Origin of the sequence: Candidatus Nanopelagicus limnes, from assembly GCF_002287885.2 — a bacterium.
In the GTDB taxonomy this organism is placed as follows: Bacteria; Actinomycetota; Actinomycetes; order Nanopelagicales; family Nanopelagicaceae; genus Nanopelagicus; species Nanopelagicus limnae.
Genome location: NZ_CP016768.2, coordinates 1,068,600 through 1,084,022, shown reverse-complemented (window position 1 = coordinate 1,084,022; position 15,423 = coordinate 1,068,600). Strand labels below are relative to the sequence as shown.

The 15,423-nt window shown below is 42.4% G+C and carries 16 protein-coding genes; all 16 read left to right on the top strand.

Features of this window, described 5'->3' with window-relative positions; all coding sequences use genetic code 11:
* Window positions 1-7 precede the first annotated feature (7 nt).
* The 16 genes from rpsD (at window position 8) to B1s21122_RS05435 (ending at window position 15,409) form a co-directional block, all read left to right on the top strand.
* On the top strand, window positions 8-634 hold the full coding sequence (gene rpsD, locus B1s21122_RS05510; RefSeq protein WP_009612152.1) for a 30S ribosomal protein S4: 627 nt from the start codon (window positions 8-10) through the stop codon (window positions 632-634).
* Window positions 635-737: 103 nt separating this feature from the next.
* On the top strand, window positions 738-1,751 hold the full coding sequence (locus B1s21122_RS05505; RefSeq protein ID WP_095680248.1) for a DNA-directed RNA polymerase subunit alpha: 1,014 nt from the start codon (window positions 738-740) through the stop codon (window positions 1,749-1,751).
* Between the two features lie 8 nt (window positions 1,752-1,759).
* Window positions 1,760-2,164 carry a 50S ribosomal protein L17 gene (gene rplQ, locus B1s21122_RS05500; RefSeq protein ID WP_095680249.1) on the top strand — a complete coding sequence of 135 codons (405 nt, stop codon included), beginning with the start codon at window positions 1,760-1,762 and terminating at the stop codon, window positions 2,162-2,164.
* A 24-nt stretch (window positions 2,165-2,188) separates the two neighbouring features.
* On the top strand, window positions 2,189-3,037 hold the full coding sequence (truA, locus tag B1s21122_RS05495; protein WP_095680250.1) for a tRNA pseudouridine(38-40) synthase TruA: 849 nt from the start codon (window positions 2,189-2,191) through the stop codon (window positions 3,035-3,037).
* A gap of 108 nt (window positions 3,038-3,145) precedes the next feature.
* Window positions 3,146-3,601, top strand: a complete 456-nt coding sequence (rplM, locus tag B1s21122_RS05490; protein WP_095681224.1) for a 50S ribosomal protein L13 — start codon at window positions 3,146-3,148, stop codon at window positions 3,599-3,601.
* A gap of 11 nt (window positions 3,602-3,612) precedes the next feature.
* The gene (gene rpsI, locus B1s21122_RS05485; protein ID WP_095680251.1) at window positions 3,613-4,095 is read left to right on the top strand and encodes a 30S ribosomal protein S9; all 483 of its coding nucleotides are present in this window, start codon (window positions 3,613-3,615) and stop codon (window positions 4,093-4,095) included.
* A gap of 25 nt (window positions 4,096-4,120) precedes the next feature.
* Window positions 4,121-5,461, top strand: coding sequence for a phosphoglucosamine mutase (gene glmM, locus B1s21122_RS05480; protein WP_095680252.1), 1,341 nt, complete (start codon window positions 4,121-4,123; stop codon window positions 5,459-5,461).
* 17 nt (window positions 5,462-5,478) lie between these two features.
* Window positions 5,479-7,284, top strand: a complete 1,806-nt coding sequence (glmS, locus tag B1s21122_RS05475; protein WP_095680253.1) for a glutamine--fructose-6-phosphate transaminase (isomerizing) — start codon at window positions 5,479-5,481, stop codon at window positions 7,282-7,284.
* Between the two features lie 5 nt (window positions 7,285-7,289).
* Window positions 7,290-7,955, top strand: coding sequence for a phosphatase PAP2 family protein (locus B1s21122_RS05470; RefSeq protein WP_095680254.1), 666 nt, complete (start codon window positions 7,290-7,292; stop codon window positions 7,953-7,955).
* A gap of 22 nt (window positions 7,956-7,977) precedes the next feature.
* Window positions 7,978-9,102, top strand: coding sequence for an alanine racemase (gene alr, locus B1s21122_RS05465; protein WP_095680255.1), 1,125 nt, complete (start codon window positions 7,978-7,980; stop codon window positions 9,100-9,102).
* On the top strand, window positions 9,095-9,856 hold the full coding sequence (locus B1s21122_RS05460) for an ABC transporter ATP-binding protein (RefSeq protein ID WP_095680256.1): 762 nt from the start codon (window positions 9,095-9,097) through the stop codon (window positions 9,854-9,856). Before alr ends, B1s21122_RS05460 begins: the two co-directional genes overlap by 8 nt.
* Entirely contained in the window at window positions 9,853-10,563 is a 711-nt protein-coding gene (locus tag B1s21122_RS05455) for an ABC transporter ATP-binding protein (RefSeq protein WP_095680257.1), read from the top strand. Before B1s21122_RS05460 ends, B1s21122_RS05455 begins: the two co-directional genes overlap by 4 nt.
* Window position 10,564: 1 nt before the next feature.
* A complete protein-coding gene (locus B1s21122_RS05450; protein ID WP_095680258.1) occupies window positions 10,565-11,461 on the top strand; it encodes a branched-chain amino acid ABC transporter permease in 897 nt (298 codons plus the stop codon).
* Entirely contained in the window at window positions 11,462-12,451 is a 990-nt protein-coding gene (locus tag B1s21122_RS05445; protein ID WP_095680259.1) for a branched-chain amino acid ABC transporter permease, read from the top strand. It begins immediately after the preceding gene.
* A gap of 46 nt (window positions 12,452-12,497) precedes the next feature.
* Window positions 12,498-13,808 carry an ABC transporter substrate-binding protein gene (locus B1s21122_RS05440; protein WP_095680260.1) on the top strand — a complete coding sequence of 437 codons (1,311 nt, stop codon included), beginning with the start codon at window positions 12,498-12,500 and terminating at the stop codon, window positions 13,806-13,808.
* The gene (locus B1s21122_RS05435; protein ID WP_095680261.1) at window positions 13,805-15,409 is read left to right on the top strand and encodes a DUF6351 family protein; all 1,605 of its coding nucleotides are present in this window, start codon (window positions 13,805-13,807) and stop codon (window positions 15,407-15,409) included. Before B1s21122_RS05440 ends, B1s21122_RS05435 begins: the two co-directional genes overlap by 4 nt.
* Window positions 15,410-15,423: the final 14 nt, after the last annotated feature.

Sequence of the window (15,423 nt, the reverse complement as noted above, 5' to 3'; positions counted from 1 at the left end):
GAAAACTATGGCTCGCTATACCGGTGCAGATTGCAAAAGATGCCGTCGCGAAAAAGTAAAGCTCTTCCTTAAGGGCTCTAAATGTGACGGACCAAAGTGTCCAATTGAGTCACGACCATATCCACCAGGACAACATGGTCGCGCTCGCTCAAAGGATTCTGAGTACTTACTACAGATGCGTGAGAAGCAAAAGTGTGCACGTATTTACGGAATTCTAGAACGTCAGTTCCGTGGTTACTACGAAGAGGCAAACCGTCTGCAAGGTAAGACTGGTGAAAATCTTTTGGTACTACTTGAAACTCGTTTAGATAACGTAGTTTTCCGCGCTGGCTTTGCAAAGAGCCGTGACATGGCACGTCAGTTAGTTCGCCACGGTCACTTCTTAGTAAATGGCAAGAGCGTAAATATTCCATCGTTTCGCGTAACACCAATGGATGTAATTGATGTTGTGCCAGCTTCGCTGGACACCACACCATTCATTGTTGCTAGCGCTGAGCTTGGTGAGAAAGCAGTTCCAGCATGGATGGAGGTTGTGGGATCAAAGATGCGCATTTTGGTTCACGCAATCCCAACCCGACCAATTATTGATACTCAAGTACAAGAGCAACTAATCGTTGAGCTTTACTCCAAGTAATCAAGTAATTAAAGCAGTAAAGATTTACAGTAGTAAAAACTAAATATCGTAAGCCAACCGGAAGATCAAATAGAGGGTCTTCCAGAACATACGGAGGAATACAGTGCTAATTGCACAACGCCCCATCCTCACTGAGGAAGTAGTAAGCGAATACCGTTCACGGTTCATTATTGAGCCACTAGAACCAGGTTTCGGTTACACCCTTGGTAATTCAATTCGTCGCACCTTGTTATCTTCAATTCCAGGAGCAGCTGTTACTGGTATTCGAGTAAACAATGCGTTGCACGAGTTCACTGCCCTAGAAGGTGTGAAAGAAGATCTAACTGAGATCGTCTTAAACATCAAAAACCTAGTTTTATCTTCAGATAATGATGAGCCATCACTTCTTTACATCCGTAAAAATGGTGAGGGAATTGTTACTGGTGCAGATGTTGCAGCTCCAGCTGGTGTGCAGGTGCACAACCCAGAGCTACACATTGCTACCCTAAACTCAAAGGCAAAGTTTGAGATTGAGTTAACAGTTGAGCGTGGTCGTGGTTACATTACCGCTGTTCAAAACAAGCAAGCAGGAGGAGAAATTGGTCGAATTCCAGTTGACTCTATTTACTCACCTGTATTGCGCGTTACCTACAAAGTTGAAGCAACTCGTGTTGAACAACGTACCGACTTCGATCGCTTAGTTGTAGATGTTGAGACTAAGAGATCAATGAAGCCAGCTGATGCAATGGCATCTGCCGGAAAGACATTGGTTGAGTTGTTTGGTTTAGCACGTGAATTAAATGCTAACGCTGAAGGAATTGAGATGGGACCGTCCATTCAAGATGCAGCACTCGCTGCTGACATGGCACTTCCAATCGAAGATCTTGATCTAACTGTTCGTTCTTATAACTGCCTAAAGCGCGAAGGTATTCACACCGTTGGTGAGTTACTTTCACGTTCTGAAGCAGATCTAATGGATATTCGTAACTTCGGCTCCAAATCAATTGATGAGGTTAAGGCGAAACTACAATCCATGGGAATGCAATTAAAGGACAGCCCAGCTGGATTTGATCCAACTAAGCATGCTAATTATGGAAGCAACGTTGATGATGAACTTGTCGACGCTGAAGAGGTCTAGGAGAGAATATGCCAAAGCCAAGTAAAGGCCCACGTTTAGGAAGTGGACCAGCACATGAGAAATTATTGCTGGGCACACTAGCTGCGCAACTTTTCGAAAAAGGAAAGTTGACCACAACTGAAGCAAAGGCAAAACGTCTTCGTCCATTAGCAGAGCGATTAATCACTCATGCAAAAAAAGGTGATCTTGCAGCTCGTCGTCGCGTTATGGCAAGAATCTCTAGCAAATCTGTAGTGCACACATTGTTTACAGATATTGCAAAAAGATTTGAAGCCCGTGATGGTGGCTATACCCGTATAACCAAAATCGGTCCACGCAAAGGTGACAATGCACCAATGGCAGTAATCGAAATGGTTGAAGCTGGCGTGCCAGCTAAAAAGGTTGCAAAAAAAGCAGCAGCGAAAGCTGAGTAATAACGCAGACCTAAAATAAAGATTATGACTAAACCCACTCTTGAAGTTAAGAGTGGGTTTTCTCGTTTACGAGTTGATTTAACTTATGACGGAACGCACTTTTCTGGTTGGGCAAAACAACCAGGGCTTAGGACTATTCAAGAAGAGTTTGAAACCGCTCTTTCAACTATTACCAGAGGTGAAGCTTCAACAATTGTTGCTGGGCGAACTGATGCTGGCGTGCATGCAAAACATCAAGTTTTACATGTTGATCTGCCAGAAGATACTGAGGTAGAAAACTTAGCCTTTCGGCTTAATCAATTATTAAAAGCAGATGTTCGAGTGCTGGCAGCTACTTGGGCGCCGCTTAATTTTCACGCCAGGTTTGGCCCAAATTCGCGTACCTATCAATACAAGATAGTTGATGGTGGACAAGTTACCGCACCTTTTGATCGCCATGACAGCACTTCCTGGTTTCGCGTACTTGATATAGGTCTAATGAATCAAGCATCTAAATTATTACTTGGAGAGCATGATTTTTTCACCTTTTGTAAACACCGTGAAGGAACTAGCACTATCAAGAAATTACTTGAATTTAATTGGCGCCGGGATGAAAAAGGTTTGGTGGTTGGCCAAATTACTGCTAACTCCTTTGGCTATAACATGGTTAGAAATTTAGTTGGAGCAGCTGTTTGCGTTGGTGAAGGAAGGTTTGAACCGGCTTGGATGAAAAAAACATTAGAGCAGCGAGAGAGAATTTCAGATAGTTATGTGTTTCCAGCAAAAGGTTTAACTCTGATTAAAGTTGATTTCCCACCGGAGGATCAATACTTGGCTAATTACAACGATTATCACCAGCAACAGCAGGGGCAAGAGAATGAGGGCGATTTCTAAGCGGGGCCAGGATGCGGTTTTGACCTAATCCCACACCTGAAGGTAATCTTTGGCCTCTGGAAATGACCCAATCGGGACAATCCTTAGCAATAAGAAAGGCAGATGCTCGTGCGCACATTTACACCTAAAGCTGGTGAGATCACCCGTAGTTGGTATCTCATTGATGCTCAAGATGTGGTGCTCGGACGTCTTGCTACCCACGCTGCAAACTTATTGCGCGGAAAACACAAAACAACTTTTGCTCCGCACATGGATATGGGTGACTTTGTAATTGTTATCAATGCCGACAAAGTTGCATTGACTGGTTCAAAGAGCTCACAAAAATTTGCACACCAACACTCTGGTTATCCAGGTGGCATGACTTCAACTGTTTACTCAGATTTGTTTGAGAAGTTTCCAACGCGTGCCGTTGAAAAAGCAATCAAGGGAATGTTGCCAAAGAATTCAGTTGGCCGTTCTGCTGCAACTAAGTTAAAAGTTTATGCAGGTAGTGAGCATCCACATGCAGCTCAAAACCCAAAGGCTTTTGAGTTCATTCAAGTTTCCCAGATTTCAAAGAAATAAATAGGAGAAAAATGTCAGAGGAAAATTTAGACTCAAGCACTGAGGCACTTCCAACCTCATACAGCTCAAGCACACCAGCACCTGCTACCAACCGCAAAGCAATTACTGCTCCAGGTGGTGGCGTTGGTCGTCGTAAGGAAGCTGTTGCCAGAGTTCGTTTAGTTCCAGGATCTGGTCGCTGGGTTGTTAACGGCAAGCCACTTGAAGTTTATTTCCCAAACAAAGTTCACCAGCAATTAGTTGCTGATCCATTTAAAACTGTTGGCGCAGAAGGTACTTACGATGTTTTTGCTCGCATCAATGGCGGCGGAACATCTGGTCAAGCAGGAGCACTTCGTCTTGGTGTTGCTCGTGCGTTAAATGAAATTGATACTGATGCTAACCGACCAACTTTGAAGAAGGCTGGATTCTTATCTCGTGATGCACGAGTAATTGAGCGCAAGAAGTACGGCCTAAAGAAGGCTCGTAAGCGTTCTCAATACAGCAAGCGTTAATTTTTTAGTCGCTAAAAAATCTAATATGGCCCTCTTCGGCACCGACGGTGTACGAGGTGTTGCAAATGTTGATCTCACAGCTGAACTTGCCGTTGATTTAGCAATCGCTGCCGCACATGTCCTAGGTGAAATTGGTGCATTTGCTGGACATCGCCCAAAAGCAATTGTTGGACAAGATTCTCGTGCCTCTGGTGATTTTTTAGAGGCGGCAATAGTTGCTGGATTAACAAGTGCTGGTGTTGATGTTTACCGAGTTGGCGTGCTGCCAACACCTGCAATCGCATTTCTAGTTAAAGAAAGTAATGCAGATCTGGGCGTAATGATTAGCGCATCCCATAATCCAATGCCAGATAATGGAATTAAGTTCTTTGCAAAGGGTGGGGATAAATTAGCTGATCAAGTTGAGGCCCAAATCGAAGCAAGATTAGGTGAGCCTTGGGATCGGCCAACTGGGTTAAATGTGGGTCGAATTGTTTTAGATGAAGGCGCTAAAGAAAGATATATAAAGCATTTGCTGGCAACAATTTCAACGAAGTTAACTGGCTTAAATGTAATTGTGGATTGTGCAAATGGCGCAGCCTCAACCGTTGCACCTATTGCTTATGAAAGAGCTGGGGCAAATGTTAAAGCAATATCTGCCGCACCAACTGGCTGGAATATTAATGAAAATTGTGGCTCAACTCATTTAGATAATTTAATTGCGCAGGTTAAAGAAGCTAATGCAGATCTTGGGGTTGCCCATGATGGGGATGCTGATCGTTGCCTTTTAATTGCAAAAACTGGTGAGGTAATTAATGGTGATCACATATTAAATATTTTAGCTAGCGCTTATTTAGCTCAGGGAGAGTTAAATAAAAAAGCGGTAGTTGGAACTGTGATGAGCAACCTAGGTTTTATAAAGTCGATGCAGAGTTTAGGAATTAAATTTGAGAAAACTGCAGTTGGTGATCGATATGTATTAGAGAAGATGTTAGAACATGATTACAGCCTGGGCGGCGAGCAATCTGGCCATGTGATTATGCGCCAATTTTCAAATACTGGCGATGGCTTACTTACTGCATTACAGGTTATGCAGATAATGGCTAAATCTAAGAAATCATTACTGGAACTGGCATCAACAATGGAAAAATACCCACAAGTTTTAATCAATGTTAAAGATGTCAATAAAGATAAATTGTCATCCTCAGAAAAAATTAAGGATGCAGTCACATCTGCTGAGCAACAATTAGGTCAAAATGGCAGAGTCTTACTTCGTGCATCAGGAACTGAAGCACTTGTTCGAGTAATGGTTGAGGCAAATGAATTGGACTTGGCTCAAAAAATCGCAGAATCATTAGCCCAACTAGTAAGATTAGAGCTTAAGTAGTTAAAGGAGTTTTATAAATGTGCGGCATTGTTGGCTACACCGGTAAAAACTCCGCACTAAATCCAGTTGTAGAAGGTCTGCGAAGACTTGAGTATCGCGGTTATGACTCAGCTGGCATAGCTCTTCCAACTGAAATTGGTAAACCTTTATATATTGAAAAACGAGCTGGCAAGTTAAAAAACTTAGAAGAGGCATTGGCTAAAACTCCCAACTCAACTAGCGGGATTGGCCACACCAGATGGGCAACTCATGGTGGACCAACTGATACCAATGCTCATCCGCACTTAGATAATGATGGAAAGCTGGCCTTAATACACAATGGAATTATTGAAAATTATGTTCAACTACGTGCAGAGTTAGAAAAACGCGGTCATAAATTTAAATCTGAAACTGATACTGAATCTGTCGTTCATTTATTAAGTGATGCTCGAAAAGAAAACAATGGTGATTTAGCTGCTGCTATGCGCCAAGTGTGTAAGCAGTTAAAGGGTTCATTTACATTGCTGGCAATTCATTCTGATAATCCTTCACATATTGTGGGTGCAAGACGTAACTCACCACTTGTAGTTGGAGTTGGCAATGGTGAGAATTTTCTAGCCTCAGATGTTGCAGCCTTTATCGCTCATACCAAGGTTGCACTTGAACTTGGTCAAGATGAAGTTGTTGAAATAACTCCAACCTCAATTGAGGTAACAAACCTGGCTGGGCAGGTAGTTAAATCAAAGCAGTATGAAATTTCCTGGGATGCAAGTGCGGCAGAGCGCGGTGGCTTTACCCACTTTATGTTGAAGGAAATTTATGAACAACCAAAAGCAATTTCAGATACTTTAATTGGCCGTCTAGATGGGCTAAATCTAAAATTGAAGTTTAAGAAGTTTGAAAAGATTGTAATTATTGCTTGTGGAACTGCATATAACGCAGGCTTAGTTGGTAAGTATGCAATCGAAAAATGGGGACAAATTCCTGTCGATGTTGAGCTTGCCTCTGAGTACCGATACCGCGAGCCAAGTTTGGATAAAAAGACTTTAGTAATTCCAATCTCACAATCAGGTGAAACCATGGATACCTTGATGGCTCTTCGTTATGCCAAATCAAAAGGTGCCACAATATTTTCTGTTTGCAATACGAATGGATCAACTATTGGTAGAGAATCTGATGCTGTTTTATACACACATGCAGGCCCTGAAATTGCAGTCGCCTCCACTAAAGCCTTTGCCACTCAATTAATCGCTATGTACTTAATTGGCTTAGAGATTGGAAAAAGGCTAGATAATTTAAGTAAAAAAGAGGTTAATGCAATTATTGAACAGTTATCTGCATTACCAGCAAAGGTTGAGCAGGTATTAGAAACTGTAGAGCCGTTAAGAGAGTTAACTCGTAAATTTAAAGATGTAGAATCAGTTTTATTTTTAGGCCGACATGTTGGGTATCCAACCGCGCTTGAGGGAGCTTTAAAATTAAAAGAGCTTGCCTATATGCATGCTGAAGGTTTTGCGGGAGGTGAGTTAAAGCATGGCCCAATCGCATTAATTGATAAAGGAACTCCAGTGGTGGCGATAATGCCGGCTGAGCATTCAGTTCTTGCTGAAAAGATGGCGAGCAATATTCAAGAGGTAAAGGCACGGGGTGCGGTAGTAATTGCCATTAGTGAATTTGATTTTGTTGGCGCTGATCATTTGATTCGAATTCCAAAGACTGATCAACTATTACAACCAGTATTAGCAGTTGTTCCACTGCAAGTAATTGCTTATGAGATGGCAGTTGCCCGTAGAAATGATGTTGATCAGCCCAGAAACTTGGCAAAATCAGTAACAGTTGAGTAAGAAAAATGCCTGAACAAAGAAAAAAGCAGATGAACTCTGCAATCAAATTGACTGTTTTATTTTTAGCGCTCTATGCCTTAGTTACTCAGCAGGTATTAGCAAATACTTGGATTAGACGAGTTGATGAATGGATATATGAACGTGATTTCCTTTTAATTACCCCAGGCAAAACCCCAACCTTAGTGATGCTAGTTGATGATCTTGGGTTAAGAGGCGTGACTGCAATCATTTTGTTGTTTACCGCAGTTTTAATCAGTCGAAGGTTTAAATCTTGGCGGCCGATTAATCTTTCCATCCTTTCACTTCTACTTCTTAATCTAACGGTCGGAGTATCTAAATTATTGTTTGGAAGAACTAAGCCAAGTACTGGATTTGATTTAGTTTTTACCGACAGTGGCCTGTCATATCCAAGTGGGCATGCAGCAAATGCTATTTTAACTTGGGGAATATTTGCATATTTAATATTTAGGTATTCACACAAGTATCCATTTGAAGGCATGCGATTAACATGGTTTGTTGCCATAGTTACTACCGGGGTCTGTTTAGCTTCTCTATATAGAAACACACATTGGTTTTCAGATCTGTTGGGTGGATTATTTATTGGCTCAGCACTACTTGTGGCGATCATTGCGGTAGATCGCTCGATCACCTCTGATCGCCAACCTTCTTAAATCAAAGTAGGCTTACTCGATTATGAGTCGCGCTCGAGCTGAGATAAATCTTGCAGCCATTGCTGAGAATCTAAAATTTATTAAGAGCAAAACCTCTGCCCAAGTACTTGCAGTTGTTAAAGCTGATGCATATGGCCATGGTCTAATTAATGTGGCAAAGGCGGCTGAGAAAGCTGGCGCTGATTGGCTTGGCACCGCACTTCTTGAAGAGGGAATCGCACTTAGAAATGGTGGAATTACAAAACCAATAATTTCTTGGCTCACGCCGATTGGTGAAGATTTTAAAACTGCTATAAATCTTGATATTGATCTTTCTGTTTCTTCCATCGAGCTTTTAAATGAAATTATCTCGGTTGGAAAATCTCTAAACAAAGCGCCAAGAGTTCACATTGAAATTGATACTGGGATGAATCGCGGTGGATTTGGTGATGATTGGGGATCATTACTACCTGAGATTGTAAAAGCAGTAAAGGCGAATGAGATCAAAGCGATTGGTATCTGGTCGCATTTTGCAAGAGCAGATGAGCCAAATGCGGTAATGAATAAAACTCAATTAGATGTATTTACTCAAAAAGTTAAACAACTAAATGATTCTGGCGTTAACCTTGAATTTATTCACATCGCAAACTCTGCAGCAGCTTTAAGCAATGAAGCAGCCCACAAAAACATTATTAGATGGGGAATTGGTTTATATGGGTTATCTCCTGATGTCATTAACATGGGAGACTCCGCCTCACTTGGCTTAAAACCTGCCATGAAGTTATTTGCCAAACTTCAACTTGTTAAATCTGTTAAAACAGGTCAAAGTGTTGGATATGGTGGCACTGCAACAACAAAATCAGATACCAAGCTTGGTGTAGTAACTCTTGGTTACGCAGATGGAGTTCCAAGAAATGCTAATGAATTAGCTGGTATTTATGTTGCCGGTAAGCGAGCACCATTAATTGGCAGAGTTTCAATGGATCAATTTGTGGTGGATCTTGGGGCTAATTCCTTAGCAAAAACTGGGGATGAAGTGATTGTTTTTGGTGATGGTAGCCAGGGTGAGTACACAATTGATGAGTGGGCTAAGGCTTGCGGAACAATAAATTATGAAATCGTTACCCGAATTGGAGTTCGGGTGCCTAGAATCTACTCTCGTGAGTAACGCTAATTTGCTTTCAATTAAATCGTTATCAGTTTCATTTGGTGGCTTGAAAGCACTTTCTAATGTTAATTTGGAATTAAATGAAAATGAAGTAGTTGGATTGATTGGCCCTAACGGAGCAGGTAAAACAACTTTCTTTAACGCACTCTCTGGCTTAACTGAAGTGCAATCTGGAACACTTTCAATAAATGGTAAATCGCATAAATGGCCAAAGCCGCATCAATTAATTGATTTAGGAATATCGCGCACTCTGCAAGGTGTTGGATTATTTCCAGAGCTAACCGTGCTTGAGAATGTAATGATTGGTGACAATAAAAGTTCTAAGAGTGGCTTGATCTCCGGCGCACTTGGTTTAAGTCTTAAGGATGAAAAGAAATTACGCCAGCGAGCATTGACCGCATTAGAGAGAGTGTATGCATCAGGCATTGCCGATCAACGGGCGGATTCACTTCCTTATCCAGTTACAAAACGGGTGGCAATCGCTAGAGCATTAGTTTCTGAGCCAAAAATTCTTTTACTTGATGAACCAGCAGGTGGGCTAGGAGCGCAAGATATTGAATGGATGAACTCACTTATTCACAACTTAGCAACTCAATGCTCAGTTATTCTAGTTGAGCATCATATGGATGTAGTTATGTCTGTTTGTGATCGACTCTATGTACTTAACTTTGGTGAGGTTATTTCATCAGGAGATGTTGAGAATGTAAGGCGAGATCCAGCAGTTGTTGAAGCTTATTTAGGGGTAAACAATTGAGCCTTATTGTTGAAGGATTAACAATTGATCACGGTGCAATTCGAGCTATAAATAATGTCTCATTTAAAGTTCCACAAGGACAACTGGCAGCGATCATCGGCGCAAATGGTGCTGGTAAAACCACACTGCTAAGAACCTTATCTGGCTTAAAGGATGCAGCTTCAGGGAGTGCGAGTTGGAATGGCGTTTCAATACTAGGTAAACGTGCTGAAGATTTAGCACGCTCTGGGATTATGCATGTATCTGATGGTAAATCTGTAATTGCAGAGTTGAGTGTGAAAGATAATTTAGCTTTAACTGGACTTTGGCGCAAAGATAAAAAAGATGTAGCAGCTGCTACAAATGAAGTTGTTGAACTATTTCCAATCTTAGGTCAGCGGATGTCTCAATCTGCTGGCTCACTCTCTGGTGGCGAACGACAGATGCTTGCTATTGGCAGAGCACTAATTGCTCGACCAAAATTACTTCTACTCGATGAGCCCTCTCTTGGACTTGCACCACTTATTGTTGAACAGATCTTTCAAACAATTAAATCCCTAGTAAAGAAAATGGATCTTACTGTTGTGCTCGTAGAACAAAATGCAATGGGTGCATTAAAGATTGCTGATGAAGGAATAGTGTTAAGTCTTGGCTCAGTTGTATTGATTGATTCTGCAGAAAAGCTACTAAACGATCCGGCAGTTCGCTCTGCCTATTTGGGGTTCTAAAATGACGCAATTTATTACTGCAGTTCTCACATCCCTAACATCTGGTGCAATTTACGCCTTGATGGCCATTGCAATAGTTTTAGTATGGCGGTCAACGCGTGTAATTAACTTTGCTCAAGCTGGCCAAGCTGTTTTAACAACCTATATTGGCTACACAGTTATTCAACGAACTGGTTCATTCTGGATTGCCCTAGTGGTGGCAGTAGTAAGTGGAGCAGTAATTGGAGCTGTTATAGATAGATTCTTTATGCGTCCGATATTCAAGCGGGTTAAATCTGGGCCAATTGTGATGATTGCACCAGTTGTGGCAACCCTTGGTTTGCTCGGAATAATTCAAGCAGTGATCGGATTTGTTTGGGGCATTACAAACCAATCAATTGAAGCGCCAGTATCAACTGGTGGTTACAAGATAATGGGAACTGTAATCGCATTTAGTAATTACAATCTATTAGTTTTAGTCTTTGTGGCGATTGCTATGCTGCTTTTAACTCTTTTATTCCAAAAAACAAATATTGGATTAGCGCTGCGGGCATCTGCATACTCACCAGAGATTGCAAAATTATCTGGAATTAAGGTGGACTCAGTTCGCACCTTAGGTTGGGCAATTGCTGGAGCATCTGGTGGCTTAGCTGGCATGCTTTATATACCTGGTTACTTCTTATATCCGAATGCTATGGACCTGTTACTAGTCCTCGGTTTTATTGCAGCTGTTATCGGTGGGCTAGAGAGTTTGTTTGGCGCAGTAGCTGGCGCCATGATTTTAGGTTTTGCAATTATCTTCTCAACGACATACATCAGTCCTAAATTATTTTTCCCTACCGCATTTATAGTTTTAATCTTAGTTTTACTAGTTAAACCAGCTGGGCTCTTTGCGCCAAAGAAGAGTCGAGGTGCCTAAGTGAAGAAAGCTGGCAAGGTGCATAAACCAATAACAACAAGAAAGCGTTTATTTTTATTTGTTTTGTTTGGCTGGCTATTACTAATTTTAGGAGACCGAGTAGGTGATCTTGAGTTGTATCAAGGCTCATTTGTTGCCACTTATGCCTTAGGAATAACTTCAGTGATTTTACTTACTGGTTACAGCGGACAATTATCCCTAGGACAGAGTGCATTGATGGCAGTGGGTGCATACGCAGGAGCACTTTCTATATTTAATGCTGGTTGGCACCCAGTTATTGGTTTGATTATGTCAGCGCTTGTTGCTGGAGTATTTGGTTTGATTTTGGGTTTAATTGCAGCAAGATTAAGTGGTCCATATTTAGCTGGAACCACATTGGCCTTAGCAATTTCACTACCAACTCTTGCCAATCAATTTCCAATCTTGGGAGCGGAAGAGGGAATTGTTTTTGATGTTGGCTTACCACCAGCAAGATTTGGCGAAGATTTCTCACAGTACAAATGGTTTTTTTGGATAAGTTCACTTGCTGCATTAATTATGGTTTTCTTTATTGTTAATTTACTTTCTTCCAGGTATGGCAGAACTTTTAAAGCAGTAAGAGATAATCCTGTTGCAGCCCAGCTGGCTGGAATTAATGTTGGGCGATTAAAGGTGAATGCATTTGCAATTAGCTCTGGGGTGGCGGGTTTATCTGGGGGTTTGCTGGTAATGCTAATTAGCGGGGTCTCTCCGAGCGCTTTCCCGCTTAGTCTCTCCTTTTCTCTGCTGGGAGCCGCCGTTGTTACTGGCCTGTACAGCCTAAAGGGTGTCATTCTTGGGGGGTTGGTGCTGGTTGCTATACCTGAAATCGCCGATTCGTTAGTATCTCGTATTGGAGGTTCGGAAGGCTTTACCACGGTGTTGCCGGGATTTATCGTGAGTGCGCTGCTGATCTTGGCAGTGGTGTTCACGCCAAATGGTCCAGGGCATCTACTCAAAAAGCATCACTAAGTTGTATCAATTTTACCAAGTAAGTAAACCCTAGGGAAGGAAATAAATGATCAGAAACAAAAGTATGAAGCGAGCAATCCTTGCTTCAGCGATTGTGGCAACAAGCGCCATGGTGCTCAGCACTGTGCCCGCTCATGCCGATTCGACAGGCGTAACAGCAACTTCGATTAAGTTGGGTGTTTCAACCCCTCTTACCGGATCAGCTGGACTTGTATACGGCAAGGTGCCAGGAGCCATGCGCGCCTACTTCGACTACATCAATGCAAATGGTGGAGTAAATGGTCGCAAGATCTCACTAGTTATTCGTGATGACAAGTACCTGCCAACACTTGCAGCTACTCAAACCACAAACCTAATTTTAAAGGACAAAGTTTTTGCACTAGTTGGCGCACTTGGAACTGCTACACACTCCAAGGCTTACACAGCAGCCGCTCTTGCTAAGAACAATGTTCCTGATCTATTTATAAACACCGGCTTCAGTGGATTTACTAATAAGGCTAAGTACCCAACTACATTTATGGTGCTTCCAACGTACAACATGGAAGCAAAGGTGATGGCAAAGGTAATTAAGGATAATTTCCCAGGCCAAGCCACATTTATGATCGCTCAAGATGATGAGTTTGGTTCAGATGGTGTTGCAGGATTTACAACAGCGGGTCACAAATTCACATTATCACCAACACTTTACCCACAGGGAACCATGACTGCAGCTAGAGCTGAAGGTGCTCTTGCCGCTCTTGGCGCTGTACCAGGAAAGCCAGTATTGGTTTTGTTTGGAACAACTGATGTGACTGCCATAATCTTGAAGGCAGCAGAGAAGTTAGAGCTAACTAAGAAGTTTACTTTCTTGGCAGGTTCAGTCGGTGCTGATGCAAACACTCTGCTTGCGCTAGGTGTTAAGTCAACAACTATTGATGGCATCGTTTCTGCAAGCTTTATGCCAGATGCAAAGGATCTAACTGATCCATATGTTAAGCAATTCATTGATATCAACACTAAGTACAACAAGGGAATCACCTTTGATAACTACGTACTTGCTGGAATGAACTCAGCGATGCTAACTGTGCAGGCACTACGTGCTGCTGGTAAGAACCTAACTCGTGCCGGACTTATGTCTGCAATTGAAGCTAAGGGATCAACCTTTGCTAGCGCAGGATTAGTTCCACTTGGTTATTCAGCTACTAGCCGTGTTGGTTACAACGGTTACTGGGTAAGCCAATTAAACGCTAAGGGTGAAGGAAAGCCATACGGCGGCAAACTAGTTGTTTACACAACTGATTCAGGTGCTGGAGCAGTTGAAGTATCAAACTTCGTTCGTCCAACAATGCCTAAGAATGGGATACCAACAAACTCATGAAAAATCTAAAACTAACTAAGGGTCTAGTTGCCCTTTCTTCAGCTGCATTAATCGCAGCATTCACAGTAGCTGTTCCAACAGTTGCTCGTGCTGCTGATGATTGCCAAGAGACAACCATTCTTTCTGGCATCAAAGTAGTTGATATTGAAAAGTGCACAGGCACAGATATGAACAAGTCCAAGTATGAAATCATCATGCCAGCCAAGTTCAATGGCACATTGATGGTTTACTCACATGGAATTCGTTACAACGTCAACCTGCCAGCAATCCCAGTAGTTGCACCTAAGGGTTCACTAATTAATTACGCAGCTGATGTTGCACCATCTGAAGAGGTTGCCGCAGCACTTCTAGCGCAAGGTTTTGCGTTAGCTGGAGCTGGTGTGCAAAACCAAGGATGGAACCTTGAAGAGAGCGTTGAATCAGCTCTTCAGGTATTAACAATTGCCCGTGACAAGTACTCAAAGATCAACAAAGTTGTAACTTGGGGTAATTCACTAGGTGGGCTTGCCGCACAGTCACTGGCTGAACAAATGCCAGGAGCGGTCGATGCTGTAGCACCAATGTGTATTGCAGATTCAGCTCAGGCTGAAATTACAATGGCTGGAGATTTCCTATGGGGTATGAAGACATTATTCAACCCAGCAATTAAGGGAACAAATTACTCAGCTGGTCAAGCAGGTTATGTTGAAATGCTTACAGATCTTGGCACAGTGCTGACTACCTTGGGAGCTTTATCAGCAGCAATCGCTGCTAATCCAACTGCTCCAGCATGGCCATCAACTACAACTGCGCCAGCTGCTTTACAAGCGCTTCCAGTGCGAAGCGTTGTATTGCTTCTTGGTCTAATGGCAGGCATTCCAACTCAATCAAATACTTATGATGCTTCATCAGGTCCTGCTGGTGCATCTGAGACCACATTTGGTTTGGTACTAAGCCCAGCGCTTGCTGTTCTAGAAAACGGAGCAGAAGCTGCGATCCTTGCAGTTATTGCTAACTATGACATGGAGGTTCGCTACGGTGGAGTTGTCTTTGATAACTCAACTACAAATTATGCAGCCCGTGTTGCAGAAGAATTAGATCAGTTTGCTGCACCATTAACTGGTCGAAGCAACGCTACTGCTGTTCTTGGTTACCTTTCATTAATGCCTCGCGTAAAAGCAAATGCTGCTGCGGTTGCAAAGATGAATAGCGTCTATCAACTACAGGGCAAGATTGAAGTTCCAACTATTCAACTTGCCGCAACTGCTGATCAAATTGCTCCAGCAGGAGCTGCTCAATACTTGAAGAATCAGTATGAAGCATCTGTTGCAAGTGGTGTATCAAAGTCAGGCAAACTTCTAACAATTTGGAATAAGCCAGATGATTCATATACCCAGTTCTCATCAGCCGGCGCACCTATTACGCCAGCTGTTAAAACAAATGGAACAGGTCACTGCAACTACACAACTAGCCAAATCCTGGCTATTGCAAAACTTGCAGCATCTGCAGCCAAGACTGGCAAGCTTCCTTCTAACTCAGCTGTAAAGGCTGCAATTAAGAATGAGCCAAACTTGTTTGTTGATCCAAACTTCGCAGCACCATTGCTGAAGTTCCGTCAATAAGTAAGTAAGAAATT

Excerpts from the sequence above, each read along its gene's own strand:
- alr (WP_095680255.1), top strand. The coding sequence starts at position 7,978 with ATGAGTCGCGCTCGAGCTGAGATAAATCTTGCAGCCATTGCTGAGAAT.
- rpsD (WP_009612152.1), top strand. The coding sequence starts at position 8 with ATGGCTCGCTATACCGGTGCAGATTGCAAAAGATGCCGTCGCGAAAAA.
- B1s21122_RS05470 (WP_095680254.1), top strand. The coding sequence starts at position 7,290 with ATGCCTGAACAAAGAAAAAAGCAGATGAACTCTGCAATCAAATTGACT.
- B1s21122_RS05440 (WP_095680260.1), top strand. The coding sequence starts at position 12,498 with ATGATCAGAAACAAAAGTATGAAGCGAGCAATCCTTGCTTCAGCGATT.
- B1s21122_RS05435 (WP_095680261.1), top strand. The coding sequence starts at position 13,805 with ATGAAAAATCTAAAACTAACTAAGGGTCTAGTTGCCCTTTCTTCAGCT.
- glmM (WP_095680252.1), top strand. The coding sequence starts at position 4,121 with ATGGCCCTCTTCGGCACCGACGGTGTACGAGGTGTTGCAAATGTTGAT.
- truA (WP_095680250.1), top strand. The coding sequence starts at position 2,189 with ATGACTAAACCCACTCTTGAAGTTAAGAGTGGGTTTTCTCGTTTACGA.
- rpsI (WP_095680251.1), top strand. The coding sequence starts at position 3,613 with ATGTCAGAGGAAAATTTAGACTCAAGCACTGAGGCACTTCCAACCTCA.
- B1s21122_RS05450 (WP_095680258.1), top strand. The coding sequence starts at position 10,565 with ATGACGCAATTTATTACTGCAGTTCTCACATCCCTAACATCTGGTGCA.
- glmS (WP_095680253.1), top strand. The coding sequence starts at position 5,479 with ATGTGCGGCATTGTTGGCTACACCGGTAAAAACTCCGCACTAAATCCA.
- rplQ (WP_095680249.1), top strand. The coding sequence starts at position 1,760 with ATGCCAAAGCCAAGTAAAGGCCCACGTTTAGGAAGTGGACCAGCACAT.